This is a genomic window from Streptomyces sp. NPDC001020, from assembly GCF_053599115.1.
The window spans coordinates 1-15,416 of sequence record NZ_JBSFLQ010000030.1; the positions used below are offsets into that span (position 1 = coordinate 1).

General features: G+C 70.4%; 14 protein-coding genes. 10 read left to right on the forward strand and 4 right to left on the reverse strand.

Translation table 11 applies throughout. The features are described 5' to 3' along the window. Positions 1-1,149: glycosyltransferase family 39 protein (locus tag ACWDEX_RS25625; RefSeq protein WP_450466327.1), on the reverse strand; the 1,149-nt coding region annotated here is incomplete at its 3' end. 312 nt (positions 1,150-1,461) lie between these two features. Here ACWDEX_RS25625 and ACWDEX_RS25630 point away from each other — a divergent pair. After that, the gene (locus tag ACWDEX_RS25630) at positions 1,462-2,574 is read left to right on the forward strand and encodes a glycosyltransferase (protein WP_450466328.1); all 1,113 of its coding nucleotides are present in this window, start codon (positions 1,462-1,464) and stop codon (positions 2,572-2,574) included. A gap of 104 nt (positions 2,575-2,678) precedes the next feature. Here the strand turns inward: ACWDEX_RS25630 and ACWDEX_RS25635 are convergent, their stop codons facing one another. Further along, on the reverse strand, positions 2,679-3,890 hold the full coding sequence (locus ACWDEX_RS25635; RefSeq protein WP_450466329.1) for a pyridoxal phosphate-dependent aminotransferase: 1,212 nt from the start codon (positions 3,888-3,890) through the stop codon (positions 2,679-2,681). Between the two features lie 351 nt (positions 3,891-4,241). Between ACWDEX_RS25635 and ACWDEX_RS25640 the strand changes: the two genes are divergently transcribed. Continuing rightward, on the forward strand, positions 4,242-5,111 hold the full coding sequence (locus ACWDEX_RS25640; protein WP_450466330.1) for a trypsin-like serine peptidase: 870 nt from the start codon (positions 4,242-4,244) through the stop codon (positions 5,109-5,111). 82 nt (positions 5,112-5,193) lie between these two features. On the opposite strand, the gene ACWDEX_RS25645 is transcribed toward ACWDEX_RS25640, so the two are convergent. Together ACWDEX_RS25645 and ACWDEX_RS25650 are read right to left on the reverse strand one after the other, a co-directional pair. Beyond that, the gene (locus ACWDEX_RS25645; RefSeq protein WP_450466331.1) at positions 5,194-6,819 is read right to left on the reverse strand and encodes an N-acyl-D-amino-acid deacylase family protein; all 1,626 of its coding nucleotides are present in this window, start codon (positions 6,817-6,819) and stop codon (positions 5,194-5,196) included. A gap of 8 nt (positions 6,820-6,827) precedes the next feature. Further along, the gene (locus tag ACWDEX_RS25650) at positions 6,828-8,105 is read right to left on the reverse strand and encodes an amino acid deaminase (RefSeq protein ID WP_450466332.1); all 1,278 of its coding nucleotides are present in this window, start codon (positions 8,103-8,105) and stop codon (positions 6,828-6,830) included. A gap of 170 nt (positions 8,106-8,275) precedes the next feature. On the opposite strand from ACWDEX_RS25650, the gene ACWDEX_RS25655 reads away from it, so the two are divergent. The 8 genes from ACWDEX_RS25655 (at position 8,276) to ACWDEX_RS25690 (ending at position 15,405) form a co-directional block, all read left to right on the forward strand. Continuing rightward, positions 8,276-9,382 carry a sugar kinase gene (locus ACWDEX_RS25655; RefSeq protein WP_450466333.1) on the forward strand — a complete coding sequence of 369 codons (1,107 nt, stop codon included), beginning with the start codon at positions 8,276-8,278 and terminating at the stop codon, positions 9,380-9,382. After that, positions 9,379-10,140 carry an IclR family transcriptional regulator gene (locus tag ACWDEX_RS25660; RefSeq protein WP_450466334.1) on the forward strand — a complete coding sequence of 254 codons (762 nt, stop codon included), beginning with the start codon at positions 9,379-9,381 and terminating at the stop codon, positions 10,138-10,140. Before ACWDEX_RS25655 ends, ACWDEX_RS25660 begins: the two co-directional genes overlap by 4 nt. Continuing rightward, the gene (locus tag ACWDEX_RS25665) at positions 10,137-10,547 is read left to right on the forward strand and encodes a RidA family protein (protein WP_450466335.1); all 411 of its coding nucleotides are present in this window, start codon (positions 10,137-10,139) and stop codon (positions 10,545-10,547) included. Before ACWDEX_RS25660 ends, ACWDEX_RS25665 begins: the two co-directional genes overlap by 4 nt. 179 nt (positions 10,548-10,726) lie before the next feature. Continuing rightward, complete coding sequence (locus ACWDEX_RS25670; RefSeq protein ID WP_450466336.1) at positions 10,727-11,362, forward strand: hypothetical protein; 636 nt, start codon at positions 10,727-10,729, stop codon at positions 11,360-11,362. A gap of 358 nt (positions 11,363-11,720) precedes the next feature. After that, positions 11,721-12,581, forward strand: a complete 861-nt coding sequence (locus ACWDEX_RS25675; RefSeq protein ID WP_450466337.1) for a hypothetical protein — start codon at positions 11,721-11,723, stop codon at positions 12,579-12,581. A gap of 68 nt (positions 12,582-12,649) precedes the next feature. Continuing rightward, complete coding sequence (gene cpaB / locus ACWDEX_RS25680) at positions 12,650-13,363, forward strand: Flp pilus assembly protein CpaB (protein WP_450466338.1); 714 nt, start codon at positions 12,650-12,652, stop codon at positions 13,361-13,363. Between the two features lie 81 nt (positions 13,364-13,444). Continuing rightward, positions 13,445-15,058, forward strand: a complete 1,614-nt coding sequence (locus tag ACWDEX_RS25685) for an AAA family ATPase (protein ID WP_450466339.1) — start codon at positions 13,445-13,447, stop codon at positions 15,056-15,058. Beyond that, a complete protein-coding gene (locus ACWDEX_RS25690) occupies positions 15,055-15,405 on the forward strand; it encodes a TadE/TadG family type IV pilus assembly protein (protein ID WP_450466341.1) in 351 nt (116 codons plus the stop codon). Before ACWDEX_RS25685 ends, ACWDEX_RS25690 begins: the two co-directional genes overlap by 4 nt. The last annotated feature ends 11 nt before the right edge of the window (positions 15,406-15,416 follow it).

Here is a 15,416-nt window from a genome sequence, read left to right on the forward strand (position 1 = left end):
GGGGGGGGGGGGGGGGGGGGGGGGGGGGGGGGGGGGGGGGGGGGTTTTCGGGGGGGGGGGGGTGCCCCCACACCCCCGCCCCCCCCCCCGCCGCCCCCACGACGCGGAACAGGCGGGACTTTCGAAACACGGCCCAGAGGCCGCGGCGAGGCCGGCGCCGGCGAGGAGTGCCCAGGCCGGGAGGGTGAAGAGCACGTAGACGTGGCGGAAGTAGGAGACTTCGCCGTGGGAGGCGAGCCAGACGAGGGCAGGGGGGAGAAGGGCCCAGACGGCGCACAGGATCAGGGGGGCCTTGCCGCGTGAGCGGGCCAGGAGGGCGAGGGTGACCAGCGCTCCGGCGCACAGGGCGGAGGCGAAGACGTCAGTGAAGATGGAGAGCAGGGCCCAGGCGTCGGGCTCCGGGACCCAGTACAGCTGGCGCTGGGCCTGGGAACGGCCGAGCAGGGCGACCGGGGTGACGCAGGCGGCGACGGCAAGGACGGCGAGGGCGGACTTCCACCACAGGGAGCGGTCGCGTCGTGCGTGTCCCGCGAGCAGGCAGGCGTGGGCGAGCACGACGGACAGCGCGATCAGGTGGAGAAGTCCGACGACGGTCAGAGTGAGTGAGTAGGCGGCCCATCGCCACGGAATGCGGGGCCTGTCGAGAGCCCGCAGCAGCAGGAGTGTCGCGAGGCTGACGGCGAGAATCACCAGCGCATAGCTACGCGCTTCCTGGCCGTAGCGGCTCACCGCCGGGAAGAGCGCGAAGAGAATTCCGGCCAGAATTCCTTGACGGTATCCGAAGATCCGGTTTCCGATCAGGCCCACGACGGACGCGGCTCCGGCCACTGCGAAAACCGAGGGAAGCCGCAGGGCGATGACGGAATCTCCGAAGAGTCCCACCCACGCGTGCATCAGCAGGTAATACGTGCCGTGCACGGCGTCGACGTTCTGGAGCGTGGCGAGGATCTGGCCGGTGTCGCGGTTCACCATGTCCCAAGTGACCAACTCATCGCGGCCCAGCAGAGAAGCGGTGAGGCCGTGGCTGGTCAGGCCCAGGGTGAGAACGAACGGCCACAGCCAGGCGCCCGTCCCGCGCCTTTTGGGCTCGACCGCCTCGGTGCTCCGGCTTTCTTCGCGCGGAGGGGGAAGCGGCGCGACGACTACCATGAATATCTCCCATGACCTGACTGCGGCAGGAACTGCTCCCTTATACCCATGTGTGGGGCGGCCGGAATGGCAGGCGGGACGAGCGATCACCTGAAAGTCGGCAGCGTGCCTTTTCATCGTAGAAAAGGCAAAGCCACGAAGAGCCCTCGCCGCAACATGATCGTAAAGGATGAGGACCGTGTGATCCGCCTGCTCGAACGCGGTCGTTCGGGCGGAAAAACGACTGTTCCGGTGCGGCCTCTTTGCGTGGCCTTGAGTGGCCGAATATCTTCACGCATCGGTCGTTTTTCGCCATTGAGTTGGATGGTGCCCGTGAAGCCAACGATCTGCCTGAACATGATCGTCAAGGATGAAGCCCCGGTGATCCGGCGTTGTCTCGAATCCGTACGGCCCTTGATCGACACATGGGTCATCGTGGACACGGGCTCGACCGACGGCACCCAGGACGTCATCCGCGACGTCTACGGCGATCTGCCCGGTGAGCTGCACGAACGACCCTGGAAGGGGTATGACGGCAGTCGCACCGAGGCGATCGAACTCGCCCGCGCCAGCGCGGACTACCTGCTCTTCATGGACGCCGACGACGTCATGGAGATGGAGCCCGGCTTTCGCGTGCCGGAACTGACTCGCGACGGCTACAGGGTCGCCGTGCACCATGGGCCCCTCGTCCACTGGCGTCCCGCCCTGGTCTCGACGCGGCTGCCGTGGCGCTACGTCGGTGTCCTGCACGAGTACCTCGAGTGCGATGCACAGTTCACTCTCGGGACTTTCGAAGGTGCCCACATCCTCGTCGTGGGCGGCGGGGCGCGCGACAGGGACGAAGGCGGGCGGGAGAAGTATCTGCGCGACGCGGAGATCCTCCAGCAGGGCCTGGCCAAGGAGCCCGACAACGCCCGTTATGTCTTCTACCTCGCGCAGAGCTGGCGCGACGCGGAGGAGCCGGAGAAGGCCCTCGAAGCCTATGACCGGCGGGCGGCCATGGGCGGCTGGGCCGAGGAGGTCTTCTGTGCCCACCTCTATGCCGCACGGCTCGCGGAACGGCTGGAGCGGCCGTCGGCCGAGGTGATGGACCGCTACCTCCGTGCGTACGAGAGCCGCCCCTCACGCGCCGAAGCCCTCGGCGACCTCGCGCGCCTGTGCCGCGCCGGGCGGCGCTGGCCGCTCGCCCACCTGTTCGCGCGGCAGGCGGCAAGGATCCCGTACTCGAGCGACACCCTGTTCGTCGAGTACGGCTGGTATGACTGGCAGGCGCTCGACGAACTCGCGGTGTCCGCCTACTGGCTCGGAGCGTACGAAGAGTCGCAGAGCTGCTGCGAACGTCTGCTCGAAGGCGGCAAGTTGCCCGCCGTACACCGCGAGCGTGTGATCGAGAACCTCCAGTTCGCGCGACGCAAGCTGGGCTCGAAGCAACTCGTGGGAGTCTGACGAGGGACCCGGCGGTTCGCCTGACGCGGACCGCGCGAGCACGTCCCGCGAGCTGGAGGTCCAGCTCCTCCTCGGGTGAACGTACGGGAAGTTCGATGTGAGTGTCAGGGCTGGCTGTAGCCGTCCAGGAAGTTCCCGATCTGTGTGATCGCCGCCGTCAGATCTCCCACCGTCGGCAGGGTCACCACCCGGAAGTGGTCGGGTTCCGTCCAGTTGAAGCCGGTGCCCTGCACGACCATGATCTTCTCGCGCCGCAGCAGGTCCAGGACCATCTGCCGGTCGTCCTTGATCTTGAAGACCTTCGGGTCGAGGCGCGGGAACAGGTAGAGCGCGCCCCTCGGCTTCACGCACGTCACACCCGGGATCTGGGTCAGCAGCTCGTACGCCGTGTCCCGCTGCTCCTTCAGTCGCCCGCCCGGCAGCACCAGATCCTTGATCGACTGGCGGCCGCTCAGTGCCGCCACCACGCCGTGCTGCCCCGGCATGTTCGCGCACAGCCGCATGTTCGAGAGGATCGTCAGCCCCTCGATGTACGACTCCGCGTGCGCCCGGGGGCCCGAGACCGACATCCAGCCCACTCGGTACCCCGCCACCCGGTACGCCTTCGACATGCCGTTGAAGGTCAGGGTCATCAGGTCCGGGGCCACCGAAGCCGTCGGGATGTGGGACGCGCCGTCGTAGAGGATCTTGTCGTAGATCTCGTCCGAGCACACGAGGAGGTTGTGTCGACGCGCGATGTCCGTCAGGCCCCGGAGCATCGCCTCGTCGTACACCGCGCCCGTCGGGTTGTTCGGGTTGATGATGACGATCGCCTTGGTGCGGTCGGTGACCTTCCGCTCCACGTCCGCGAGGTCCGGCATCCAGTCCGACTGTTCGTCGCAGCGGTAGTGGACGGCCGTGCCGCCCGACAGTGACACCGCCGCCGTCCACAAGGGGTAGTCCGGCGCCGGTACGAGAACCTCGTCGCCGTCGTTCAGCAGGCCCTGCATCGCCATCACGATCAGCTCGGAGACGCCGTTGCCGATGAAGACGTGCTCGACGTCCGTCTCGATGCCGAGGGTCTGGTTGTGCATCACGACCGCCCGACGGGCGGCGAGCAGGCCCTTCGCGTCGCCGTAGCCGTGCGCCGTGGAGACATTGCGGAGGATGTCCTCCAGGATCTCGGGCGGGCACTCGAAGCCGAAGGCGGCCGGGTTTCCGGTGTTGAGCTTGAGGATGCGGTGACCCGCTGCCTCCAGTCGCGTCGCCTCCTCGAGAACCGGGCCCCGGATCTCGTAGCAGACGTTGGCGAGCTTCGTGGATTGGATCACCTGCATATCCGCGAGCTTACGGCCGTGCCGCGCCTCGCGCCGCGTGTTTTGCACCACGTGGGCGGGGGGTCTGGGGTGTTGTCGCCCGGTGGTCGGGTCGTGTCTGGCGTGCGTGATCCCGTCGTGACAACGGGTGCCGGGTTCCGCTGAACGTGTGTCAGGTGTAGGTCGGAACCAGCCCGCGCGGGGCGACCGGTACGTCGTTCCGACGGTGTATGGAGGTGTCCCCACCGCGTGGCCGAAAACCCCTCCTTGTCCCCGTGCCCCCCTCAATTAAAAATGCGCATGACAAAGACGGGGGGCCGGAAACCCTCCGGCCGTCCACGTCATCGCTCCCACCAGGAGGGGACCCCCCACATGCGTAAGCCTCTCGCAGCCGCGCTCTTCGCGCTGGCGATCGCCGGAGCCGGCACAGCACCTGCGATCGCGGCGGACGGGACCGCGGCCCCGTCCGCCGGAACCACCGGCACGGCTGCCAAGAAGGCGACGATCCAGGCCGTCGACTTCGCCGGCACCGTCTCGCTGAGCAACTGCTCCGGTTCCGTCGTCCGCTTCCCGAACTCCGCGGACAGCGACCCGGCGCTCGTGCTGACCAACGGCCACTGTCTGGAGACCGGCTTCCCCTCGCCCGGCCAGGTCATCGTCGGCCAGTCCTCCAGCCGCAGTTTCGGCCTGCTCAACTCCGCCGGCACCAAGGTCGCGACACTGCGCGCGAACAAGGTCGTGTACTCCACGATGACCGACACGGACGTCACGATCTACCAGCTCACCACCAGCTACGCGCAGATCAGAAGCGCGTACGGCATCAGCGCGCTGACCGTCGCGAACACGCACCCGGTCGCCGGTACCGCCATCAAGGTCGTCTCCGGCTACTGGAAGCGCATCTACAGCTGCAACATCGACGGGTTCGTGTACCGCCTCAAGGAGGGCGGCTGGACCTGGAAGGACTCGGTCCGCTACACCTCCGCCTGCAACACCATCGGCGGTACCTCGGGGTCGCCGGTCATCGACAACGCCACCGGCACGGTCGTCGCCGTCAACAACACCGGCAACGAGGACGGCGCGACCTGCACCGTGAACAACCCCTGCGAGGTCGACGAGAGCGGCAATGTGACCGTCCGCCAGGGCATCAACTACGCCGAGGAGACCTACCAGATCCCCGCGTGCTTCAAGACCGGCAACGTGCTCGACCTGAGTGCGAGCGGCTGCGTCCTGCCCAAGCCGTAGGGCCGCTCGTTCGGATCAGGCCGGGCTCGCGGGGTCTGGCCTGATCCAAGCGAAAGACCCTGGACCGTCCGCGGGCGGGCGGTCACAGCGGAGTCCGTCGGACCGCCCGCCCTGCCAGCACGTCCGTGCGCCGCCCGTCCTCGATCACGAAACGGCCGTCGATCAGTACGTACGGGATGCCCGTCGGTAGGGTGCGCGGCTCCTCGAAGGTGGCGCCCGCCGCGACCGTGGCCGGGTCGAAGAGGACCAGGTCGGCACGGTAGCCCTCACGGACCAGGCCGCGGTCCGGCAGGCGCAGCCGGGCCGCCGGGCGACCGGTGAGACGGGCGACGCACTCCTCCAGCGAGAGCACCCCCAGCTCCCTGACGTACCGGCCGAGGTAGTGCGGAAAGGTGCCGTACGCGCGCGGGTGCGGTTTCGCGCCCTGGAGGATGCCGTCGGAGCCGCCGGTGTGGGCGCGGTGCCGCATGATCGCCCGGACGTTCTCCTCGTTGCCCACATGCTGAAGCATCGTCGGGCCCAGCCGGTCCTCGACGAGGAGACGGCGGGCGGTCGCCCACGGCGTCTCGCCGCGCAGGTCCGCGGACTCCTGGACGGTCCTGCCGACGTACGCCCCGAACCTCGGATCGCTGACGCCCGAGATCTCGATGGTGTTCCACTCGACGGGCACACCGTGGCAGCCGTCGGCGCCCACGACCTCCAGGTCGTGCCGGATCCGCATCGCGACGCGGTCGTCGGTGAGTCGGGCGAGGATCTCCTCGGGCCCGCCCTCGCTCGCCCAGCTCGGCAGCAGCGCCGCCAGCGTCGTACAGGCCGGGGTGTAGGGATAGGTGTCGAGCGTGATGTCCGCGCCCGCTGCCAGCGCCGTGTCGAGCAGGGACAGCAGCTCGGCGGCCCGGCCCTTGTTGACGCCGAAGTTCATGGTGGCGTGCGTGAGGTGGAGCGGGCAGCCGGCCTCACGGGCCAGGGCGACCATCTCCTCGTACGCCTGAAGGGCGCCCGCCCCGTACGAACGGTGGTGCGGACAGTAGTAGCCGCCGTACGCGGCCACCACCCGGCACAGCTCGATCAGTTCGGCGTCCGTGGCGTACAGGCCGGGCGTGTAGGTCAGCCCGGACGACATGCCGACCGCGCCCTGTTCCATCCCTTCGGCGACCAGCCGCCGCATCCGCTCCAGTTCCTCGGGCGTCGCCTTCCGGTCCTCCCAGCCGACCGCGAGCATCCGGACGGTGCCCTGCGGGATCAGGTACGCCGCGTTGACCGCGATGCCCTCGTCCAGGCGGTCCAGGTACTCGCCCACGGACCGCCAGGTGAAGTCGATGTCGTCGCCGTATCCGTTCCAGCCGGTGATCGCGCGGCGCACCTCGGCGAGCGTGCGGTCGTCGACCGGCGCGTACGACAGCCCGTCCTGCCCGATGACTTCGAGCGTCACGCCCTGCGCGGCCTTGGCGCTGTGGTCCGGGTCGCGCAGCAGCGCGAGATCGCTGTGGGCGTGCATGTCGATGAAGCCGGGGGAGAGGACCAGGCCCTCGGCGTCCAGCTCCCGTACGGCCGCGGGGCGCCCGCAGCCCGCCGCCGCGGCCTCCTTGACGATCGAGACGATCCTGCCGTCCTTGACAGCCACGTCGGCGCGGTAGGAGGAGGCGCCACTGCCGTCGACGACGTCCGCGTCCCTAAGGACGAGGTCTGCGAAGCCCATGGGGGACATGGGCGCTCCTAGAAGAACGTGCGGATGTAGTCGACGACCGTGCCGTCCGCCTCGGCCACCGGGATCAGCGGCCACTTGTCGAAGGACGTGCACGGGTGGGACAGGCCAAGCCCCAGCCAGTCGCCGACCTCGACGTCCGCCTCCGGGGTCGTGCGGAGCCAGGTGTGCTGGTCGGAGAGGGCGGTCACCAAGACGCCGGTGGCGGCTCGCTCCTCGCCGCCCCGCCGTACGACCTGGGCGAAGGGCAGGTCCAGGTCGTACGCCGCGTCCCGCTTGCCCGCGTTGACGAACGCCTGCTCCGGGCAGGGGCGGGACACCACCTGGGCCCACAGACGGAACGCCGGCTCCAGCGCACCCTCCTCGGGGATCCGGGTGAAGGGGGTCAGCCTGCGGTAGTGGCCGTCGTCGTGCGAGACGTACGCGCCCGAGCGCAACAGCTTCAGCACGGGGGCGGAGAGAGCGGGGAGCTCGGCGAAGACGTCCGCCACCGCGTCGAACCAGGCGCTGCCGCCCGCACTCACCACGATCTCGTCGAGACCGGCGAACCGGCCCGCCTTGTCGAAGTCCGCCGCCAGCGCGGTCAGCCGGCGCAGCCACGCGCGCACCCGGTCCGGGTCCGCCTGCGGCACCTCGCCCTCGTACCCGGCCACGCCCACCAGCCGCAGGGTCCGCGTCGTCGCCACGGCGTCCGCGACCGCCGCGCACTCCGCCTCCGTACGGACGCCGGTACGCGCGCCCTCCCCGGCCGCCAGCTCGACGACCACGTCCACCGGGCGCTCGACTCCGCTCAGGGCCGCGTCCATCAACGCGACGCCGCGCGGCGAGTCGACGTAGCAGACGAACCGGAAGTCCGGGTCCGCGGCGAGGTCGGCCGCGATGCCGCGCAGGGCCGCGGGATCGACCAGTTCGTTCGCGAGGAACACCCGCTGGATGCCGAAGTGGCGTGCCACGCGCACCTGGTGGGGGACCGCGAGCGTGATGCCCCAGGCGCCGTGCGCGACCTGGCGGTGGAAGAGCTGGGGCGCCATCGACGTCTTGCCGTGCGGGGCGAAGGCGAGGCCGTGGCGGGACGCGTACGTCTCCATCAGGCGCAGGTTGTGTTCGAGGTGCTCGGCGGAGAGGGCGAGGACCGGGGTGGTGAAGCCGCCGGTGAAGAGGTTGCGACGCTCGGCCGCCAGTTCGGCGAGCGTACGGCCCTCGGCGTCAGGCGGGAGGCCCTTGAAGCGGTGGTCGACGCGTTCCGCCATGAGGGCGGCGAGGCGTTCGGCGGCGGTGACAGCGTCCATGGGGCCTCCCTGACTGACCGTTGCGCTATGCGCAACAGTCATTGCGTATATCGCTTGCTGCTGTCTAACATCCCAGCCAACGCGGGGTCAACGAAACAACCGTGGCCGCCCCCGCGCTCTCGCACCTTCGCACGAGCAGGGGACCCCGTCGACAAGGAGCCACCATCATCGTGACCGCCGACAGCCTGCCCATCGCCCCTGACGTCGTGGACGTCGTAGCGCTCGGCGAGTCCATGGTCACGTTCGTGCCGTCCCGGCCCGGACGGCTGGCCGACGTGCCCTGCTTCGAGAGGGGGATCGGCGGCGCCGAGTCGAACGTCGTCTGCGCGCTCGCCGCCGCCGGCCACTCCACGCGCTGGGTCAGCCGGGTCGGCGCCGACGGGTTCGGCGACCACCTGGTCGAGCGGATCGGCGCGTACGGCGTGGACGTGAGCGCCGTCGAGCGGGACCCGGAGCGGCCCACGGGCATCTACTTCCGCACCGCTCAGGACCGGGCGAGCGACGGCCACGAGGTGGCGTACTACCGGGCGGGGTCGGCGGCCTCGGCTATGACGGTGGGGAACACGGACCTGGACGCGGTACGGGCCGGCCGGGTACTGCACCTGTCCGGGATCACGGCCGCACTGTCGGACGACTGCCTCGACCTCGTGCGCGAGCTGACGGCGCCCCGGGCCGGGCGCCCGCTCGTCTCCTTCGACGTCAACCACCGCCCCGGGCTGTGGCGCGACCCCGACGGGCCCCGGGTGCTGCTGGAGCTGGCGCGCCGGGCTGACATCGTCTTCGTGGGGGCCGACGAGGCCCGTCGGGCGTGGGGGCTGCACGGCACGCGCGCCATCCGGGACGCGCTGCCCGAACCGGAGACCGTGGTCGTCAAGCTGGGCAGGGGCGGGGCGATCGCGTTCGGCAGCGACTCCGACGGCATGGAGGACGCGACGGGCACAGCCACCTCGGTCCGCGCCCCGCACATCGACGTGGTGGCCGCCGTCGGCGCGGGGGACGCCTTCGCCGCCGGTTTCCTCTCCGCCGCCCTGCGCGGCCTGCCCGTACGCGACCGGCTCCGCCATGGTCATCTCATGGCCGCCGCCGCGCTCACCGTCCCCGGTGACCTCGCCGACCCGCCGACGGCCTCCGCGGGGGCTTCGTCGCGGAGCGTCTCCTGGAGGGACCACGCCGACCGCCTGGCCGCGCTCGACGAGGCCCGGTGGGAGAGACTGCGACTCGGCCCCGGCTGGACCGAAGCCGTACCGCGGGCCGATGAGGAGGTACGTACCCCATGAGCCAGACCGTCGACCGGGCGCTGAGCATCCTGCCGCTGCTCGCCGAGGGCCCCGCCGATCTCGGGCAGGTCGCCGAGCGGCTCGGCGTGCACAAGTCCACCGCGCTCCGCCTCCTGCGCACCCTGCACGAGCACGGGCTCGTCTACCGCCAGTCCGACCAGCGCTACCGCCTCGGCGCCCGCCTCTTCGCCCTCGCCCAGCAGGCCGTCGAGAACCTCGACGTCCGCGGGATCGCCCACCCCCACCTCGTCCGCCTGGGCGAGGAGTGCGGGCACACCGTCCACCTCGCGGTGTACGAGGAGAACGAGGTCCTCTACATCGACAAGGTGGAGAGCCGCTACCCCGTGCGGATGTACTCCCGGATCGGGAAGCCGGTCGCCATCACCGTCGCCGCGGTCGCGAAGCTCCTCCTCGCCGATCTGCCCGAGCCCGAGCGTCGCGCCCTCGCGGAGAAGCTCGACTACCCCCTGTACACGCCCCGTTCGACGCCGAACGCCGCCGCGTTCCTGAAGGAACTGGCGCTCGTGCGCGAACAGGGCTGGGCCGCCGACCTCGGTGGCCACGAGGAGTCCATCAACTGCGTCGCCGCACCCGTCCGGGGCGCCGATGGACGGGTGGTCGCCGCGATGTCGGTCTCCGCGCCCAACGTGGTCGTCACCGCCGAGGAACTCCTCACTCTGCTCCCGCTGGTGCGCCGTACCGCGGACGCTGTCAGTCGGGAGTACTCCGGCAACGCCTCAGTAAAGGACGCACTGTGACGGACAAGATCGCACTGACTCCGAAGACCCACACGACCCCACCCGCCGCGTTCTCCCACGGCGTGAAGAAGGGGAACATCCTCCAGGTCGCCGGACAGGTCGGCTTCCTGCCCGCCGAGGAGGGTAAGCCGCCCACGCCCGCGGGCCCGACCCTGCGCGAGCAGACCCTCCAGACCCTCGCCAACGTCAAGGCGATCCTCGAGGAGGGCGGCGCCGGCTGGGACGACGTGATGATGATCCGCGTCTATCTGACGGACGTCGAGCACTTCGCCGAGATGAACGAGATCTACAACACCTACTTCGAGGAGCAGGCGCTCACCGAGCCGCCCGCCGCCCGGACGACGGTGTACGTCGGTCTCCCGGCCGGCCTCCTCATCGAGATCGACGCGCTCGCCGTACTCGGCTGACGCGGCGCCGGCCGGCCACCTGCCCGCCTCCGTACGTCGTCGCGGTACGGTCGCCCTCGACTCCGGGGCGTCGTACTGTGACCCCGTCCAGTGGATCAGGTGAAGATTCGTATAACGATGCAGGGTTGATGAGGGGCCCGGCTGTGTCCGGCACAGGATCTTCGACCATACTGCCCGCTGTGGAGCAGCGCATTGGTTCGAGCAGCAAGCCCCTGGACGGTGCCGGGCTGGATCCGGCCTTCATCCCCGGACTCACCTCACCGGTGTCCGCCCCCGAGCCGGAGGGCGCCACGCCGGACGAGACCGCGTCCCGGGAGGGCACGGTCGAGGACGCGGTGCCCGAGGCGGCACCCTCCGCGGTGACGGACGCCGACGAGAAGCCCGACAGCAGGCTCGATGAGGAACCCGGAGAAGAGTCCGAGGAGGACTCCGCTCCCGACGGGCCCGTCTTCGAGGCGTCCGACCGTCGCGCGAAGATCGTCGCCGATCATCGCGGTGTACGGCTTCGCCTGGACGACCAGGAATGCGAGTTCCGTTGGGACGAGGTCGGCGCCGTGGAGACGGAGACCGCGCGGTTCGGGAAGCGGTTCACGGTGACCGTGCACACGCCGGAACGCCGTTGGTATCCCATCGAGATCGAGGCCGACTCCCGCGCACGCTTCCCGGAGTGGGAGGCCGGGATCGACGAGGTGCTGGACGCGTACTTCGAGGACGGCGAGGAGGAACCCGCCGCCTCCGAGAAGTCCACCTCCGAGAAGTCCACCTCCGAGAAGTCCGACCTCGAGAAGCCCGCCTCCGAGAAGGACGACGACTGACCCACGCCCTCAGTCGCAGCGACGGCCGGCGAGCCGGGCTCCGGGCAACCGCCTTCCGGCGCGCCACCCGCCGGGACCGAACTCCAGCGGCCGTCCGGAGACGCCGGACCGTCACGGCAACCTCCGGCGACACCAACACCACACCAACACCCCAAGGTGATGGGGTGAGTTGCGGCATATGCCCCTACGCTGCGTTGATCATGTCCGCACCTTCGGTGAGATGTTCTTCCCGATTCGGTGTTGTGTCGGGCATGCCGTGGATATGGTGCTGGTGCAGGACGACGCAAGTGGATGTCACAGGGGCCTTCTGAGGCGGTGGTCGACCACCCCGCCGCAGTGAACGGGGTGGTGTGCAGCCGTGCCGATCGCGATAGCCGTCACCAGTCCCGACCTGGTGCTCCCACCGCTGGACCGGCAGACGCCGCCCGCCGCCGTGCAGCCCCAGCCCACGCTCGAAGAGTCGTTGAGCGGCATGCACGCGCTCATCGAGCAGTACGGGTACGTCATCGCCCTGTACCCCGCCTCCGGCGATGAACCGGCCGTGCAGCGACTGCGTACCGTCCGCTCCGTCCTGGAGAGCGACCGCATCGCGCTGCTCGGTGTCGACCTGCCCCCGCTCGGACTCGCCCTGCTCGCCCAGCAGTTACGGCAGCTCTCGGTCTGCGACTTCAGCCCCGGCGTGCTGGCCTCGTCCGCGCGGCTCCTCGCCCACTACATCTACGCCGGCGCGCTCCTCGGCTCGGTGGCGAAGCTCGACCGGGTGCCCGTACCGCTGGCCTCGCACGCCAAGTCCTGGGTCCCGGGCGCCCAGTTCGCCGTCCTCGCCCACCCTCGGCCGCAGCTCGTCCGGGTCGGCCAGGAGGAGTTGCCGGGCCCCGAGTTCGGTACCCGGATGCTCGTCGCCACGGGGCAGCCGCCCTCGGACTGGGTCACCGCCTCGCTCGCGCCCGCCTGGCGGGTGCAGAGCGTCGCGACCGTGCCCCTGCCGGAGGAGTCCGCACGCTGGTGGGGGACCGGCAAGCTCGCCGAGTTCACCGCAGGCCTGCACGACGTGTCCGTGCTCTACCAGCTCGTGTCGTCCGTACGCCGCGAGGTCTGCCACTGGTGCGGCCTCGAACTCATCGGCGACCGCTGCGGGTTCTGCTCGGCGTCGCTGCCGCCATCCTCCGACCAGCCGCCGCTCAACGCCGTCCGCGCACTGACTCGAGGCAGCACGTAGACACGCACAGCTCGACCGTACGACCGCTCGACCCGCCGTCCCCCGCTCCGATCGAGGTTGTCCGCGTCATGAACTCACGCCAGCGTCGTGGTGTCATCCTGCTGGTCCTCTCGGCCCTGTGCGCCGTCGGCGCCTTCGCCGGTGTGCTGTCGGTGATCCGCGGCGTGAACACGAAGGTCGGCCCGGAGGTCACGGCGTACCGGCTCAAGAGCGACATCGCGCCGTACAAGGAACTCACCGACGACCAGTTCGAGAAGATATCCATGCCCGAGCGGTGGCTGTCGTCCACCGCGGTCACCAGCCTCTCCCAGATCCGCGGCAAGATCGCCGTGACCAAGCTGCTGAAGGGGTCGCTGCTGCAGAGCGACATGATCGTCGGCCGGCCCGGACTCCAGCCGGGACAGCAGGAGATCGCGATCATGATCGACGCCTCGACCGGCGTCGCCGGCAAGGTCAACCCCGGCTCCAGGGTCAACATCTACGCCACCTTCAAGGCCAAGAACGACAAGGGCAACGACCAGTCCAAGGTCATCGTGACCAACGCCCGCGTCCTCGACGTCGGCAAGCTCACGGCCCTGGACCCGGGGCAGTCCAGCGACGACCGCCGGCGCAACGCCACCGAGGCCGTCCCCATCACGTTCGCGCTCGACACGGGCGATGCCCAACGGGTCGCCTACGCCGAGTCGTTCGCCACACACGTCCGTCTCGCCCTGGTCGCGGGCGGCTCCGAGACCACGGTCACACCCGGCGACCGCACGTACACCCTCGACAAGGACAAGTAGGAGGCCGCCCATGAGGTCCGTCCCGGCCCACGGCGGGTCCGTCCCCACGATGTCCGTTCGCATGCGTACGGGGTGTCGCCGATGACCATCCGCATCATGCCCGCCGTCGGGGACCTCGACGACGCCCGCGCGCTCACCACCCTGCTGAGCCAGCTCGCCGACGCAGAACCCGCCCCGCCCGTCCACGACTCCACGGCCCTGCTGGACAGCCTGGCGCGGCTGGCCGGCGAGTCCCTCGACGAACTGCCCGAGGTCGTGCTCGTGCACGAGCGGATCGGGCCCGTCCCCGCGCTCGACCTGATCCGCGACCTGGTGCTGCGGTTCCCGGCGGTGGGGGTCGTCCTGATCACCGCCGACACCAGCACGGGCGTGCTCACCGCCGCGATGGACTCCGGGGCCCGCGGCATCATCACCCTGCCCCTCGGCTACGACGCCCTCGCCGAACGCGTCCAGGCCGCCGCCGCCTGGTCGGCCGGTATGCGGCGCCATCTGCGCAGCGGCACGCCCGAGCTGTACGCCGGACCCGGCGGCACGGTGGTCACGGTGACCGGTGCGAAGGGCGGCGTCGGCGCCACCCTCACGGCCGTACAGTTGGCGCTCGCGGCACAGGCCTCCGGTCGTACCGTCGCGCTGGTCGACCTCGATCTGCAGTCCGGGGACATCGCCTCGTACCTGGACGTGCAGTTCCGCCGCTCGGTCGCCGATCTCGCCCAGATCACGGACATCAACCCCCGCGTCCTCCAGGACGCCGTCTTCACCCACGACAGCGGCATCGGGCTGCTCCTCGCCCCCGCCGAGGGCGAACGTGGCGAGGAGGTCACCGACCGGGTGGCCCGCCAGGTCCTGGGCGCGCTGCGCTCACGCCACGACGTGGTGATCGTCGACTGCGGCTCCCAGATGAACGCCGCCACCGCCGCGGCCGTCGAGGTCGCCGACCACGCGCTGCTGCTGGTCACACCGGACGTGGTCGCGGTCCGCGCCGCCAAACGGATGGTGCGTCTGTGGGACCGGCTGCAGATCCGCAAGGCCGAGGAGACGCTGACGGTCGTCAACCGCCACTCGCGCGGTACGGAGATCCAGCCGTCCCTCGTCGAACGCGTCACCGGTACCAAGGTGGCCCGCGCCGCGGTCCCGGCCGCCTTCAAGGAACTCCAGTCCGTCGTGGACGCCGGGCGCCTACAGGACCTCGACGCCCGCTCCACCGTGAAGCAGGCCCTGTGGGCGCTGGCGGGCGAGCTGGGCCTGGTGGCGGTGCAGGAGGGCGGCGGCGGGCGACGACGGAAGGCGTCGGCGGACCGGGGAGCGCTGGGCCTGTGGCGCAAGGGCGGCGACCGGGGCGCGGTGACCCTGGAGTTCGCCGGGATGTTCCCGCTCCTCCTGATCGTGATGGGGCTGCTGTGGGAGTGCGTCCTGTACGGCTACACGTACTCGCTGGCGGGCAACGCGGCCGACGAGGCGGCACGGGCGGCCACGGCGGCCTACGCCGTACACGGCGATGTGGCGGGCTCCTGCCGGTCGGCGGGGGCGAAGCATCTGCCAGGTGCGTGGAAGGGCGCCGACATCAGCTGCGCTCCGGCGGGCTCGGTCATGAAGGCGACGGTCACCGCGCACGTCCCCCTGTTCTTCCCGGGCGTCAACCCGGGCTGGCGGGTCGACGCAAGCGCGGGGGCGGCGCTGGAGGAGAGCAACCGATGAAGGCCCTGCTGCGTAGTGACCGCGGCGTCTCCATGCTGGAGTTCGCCGGTTTCCTGCCCATCCTCCTTCTCATCGGCATGGCCGCCATCCAGCTCGGCCTCATCGGCTATGGCATCAACCAGGCCGGTTCGGGGGCGCGGGCCGCGGCCCGAGCGGGCTCGTTCCAGGACGGCGGCGGCGAGGCCGCCGGCCGCGCCGCGGTGAGCGGCTGGCTCAACGCGGACCCCTCCGTGGAGCGGGGGGACGACACCACCACCGCCACCGTCACCGTCCACGTCCCCGCCGTCATCCCCCTGCTCAGCGGCTGGGACATCACCCGGCACGCCACCATGCCCACCGACCACTGAACCGTTCGACG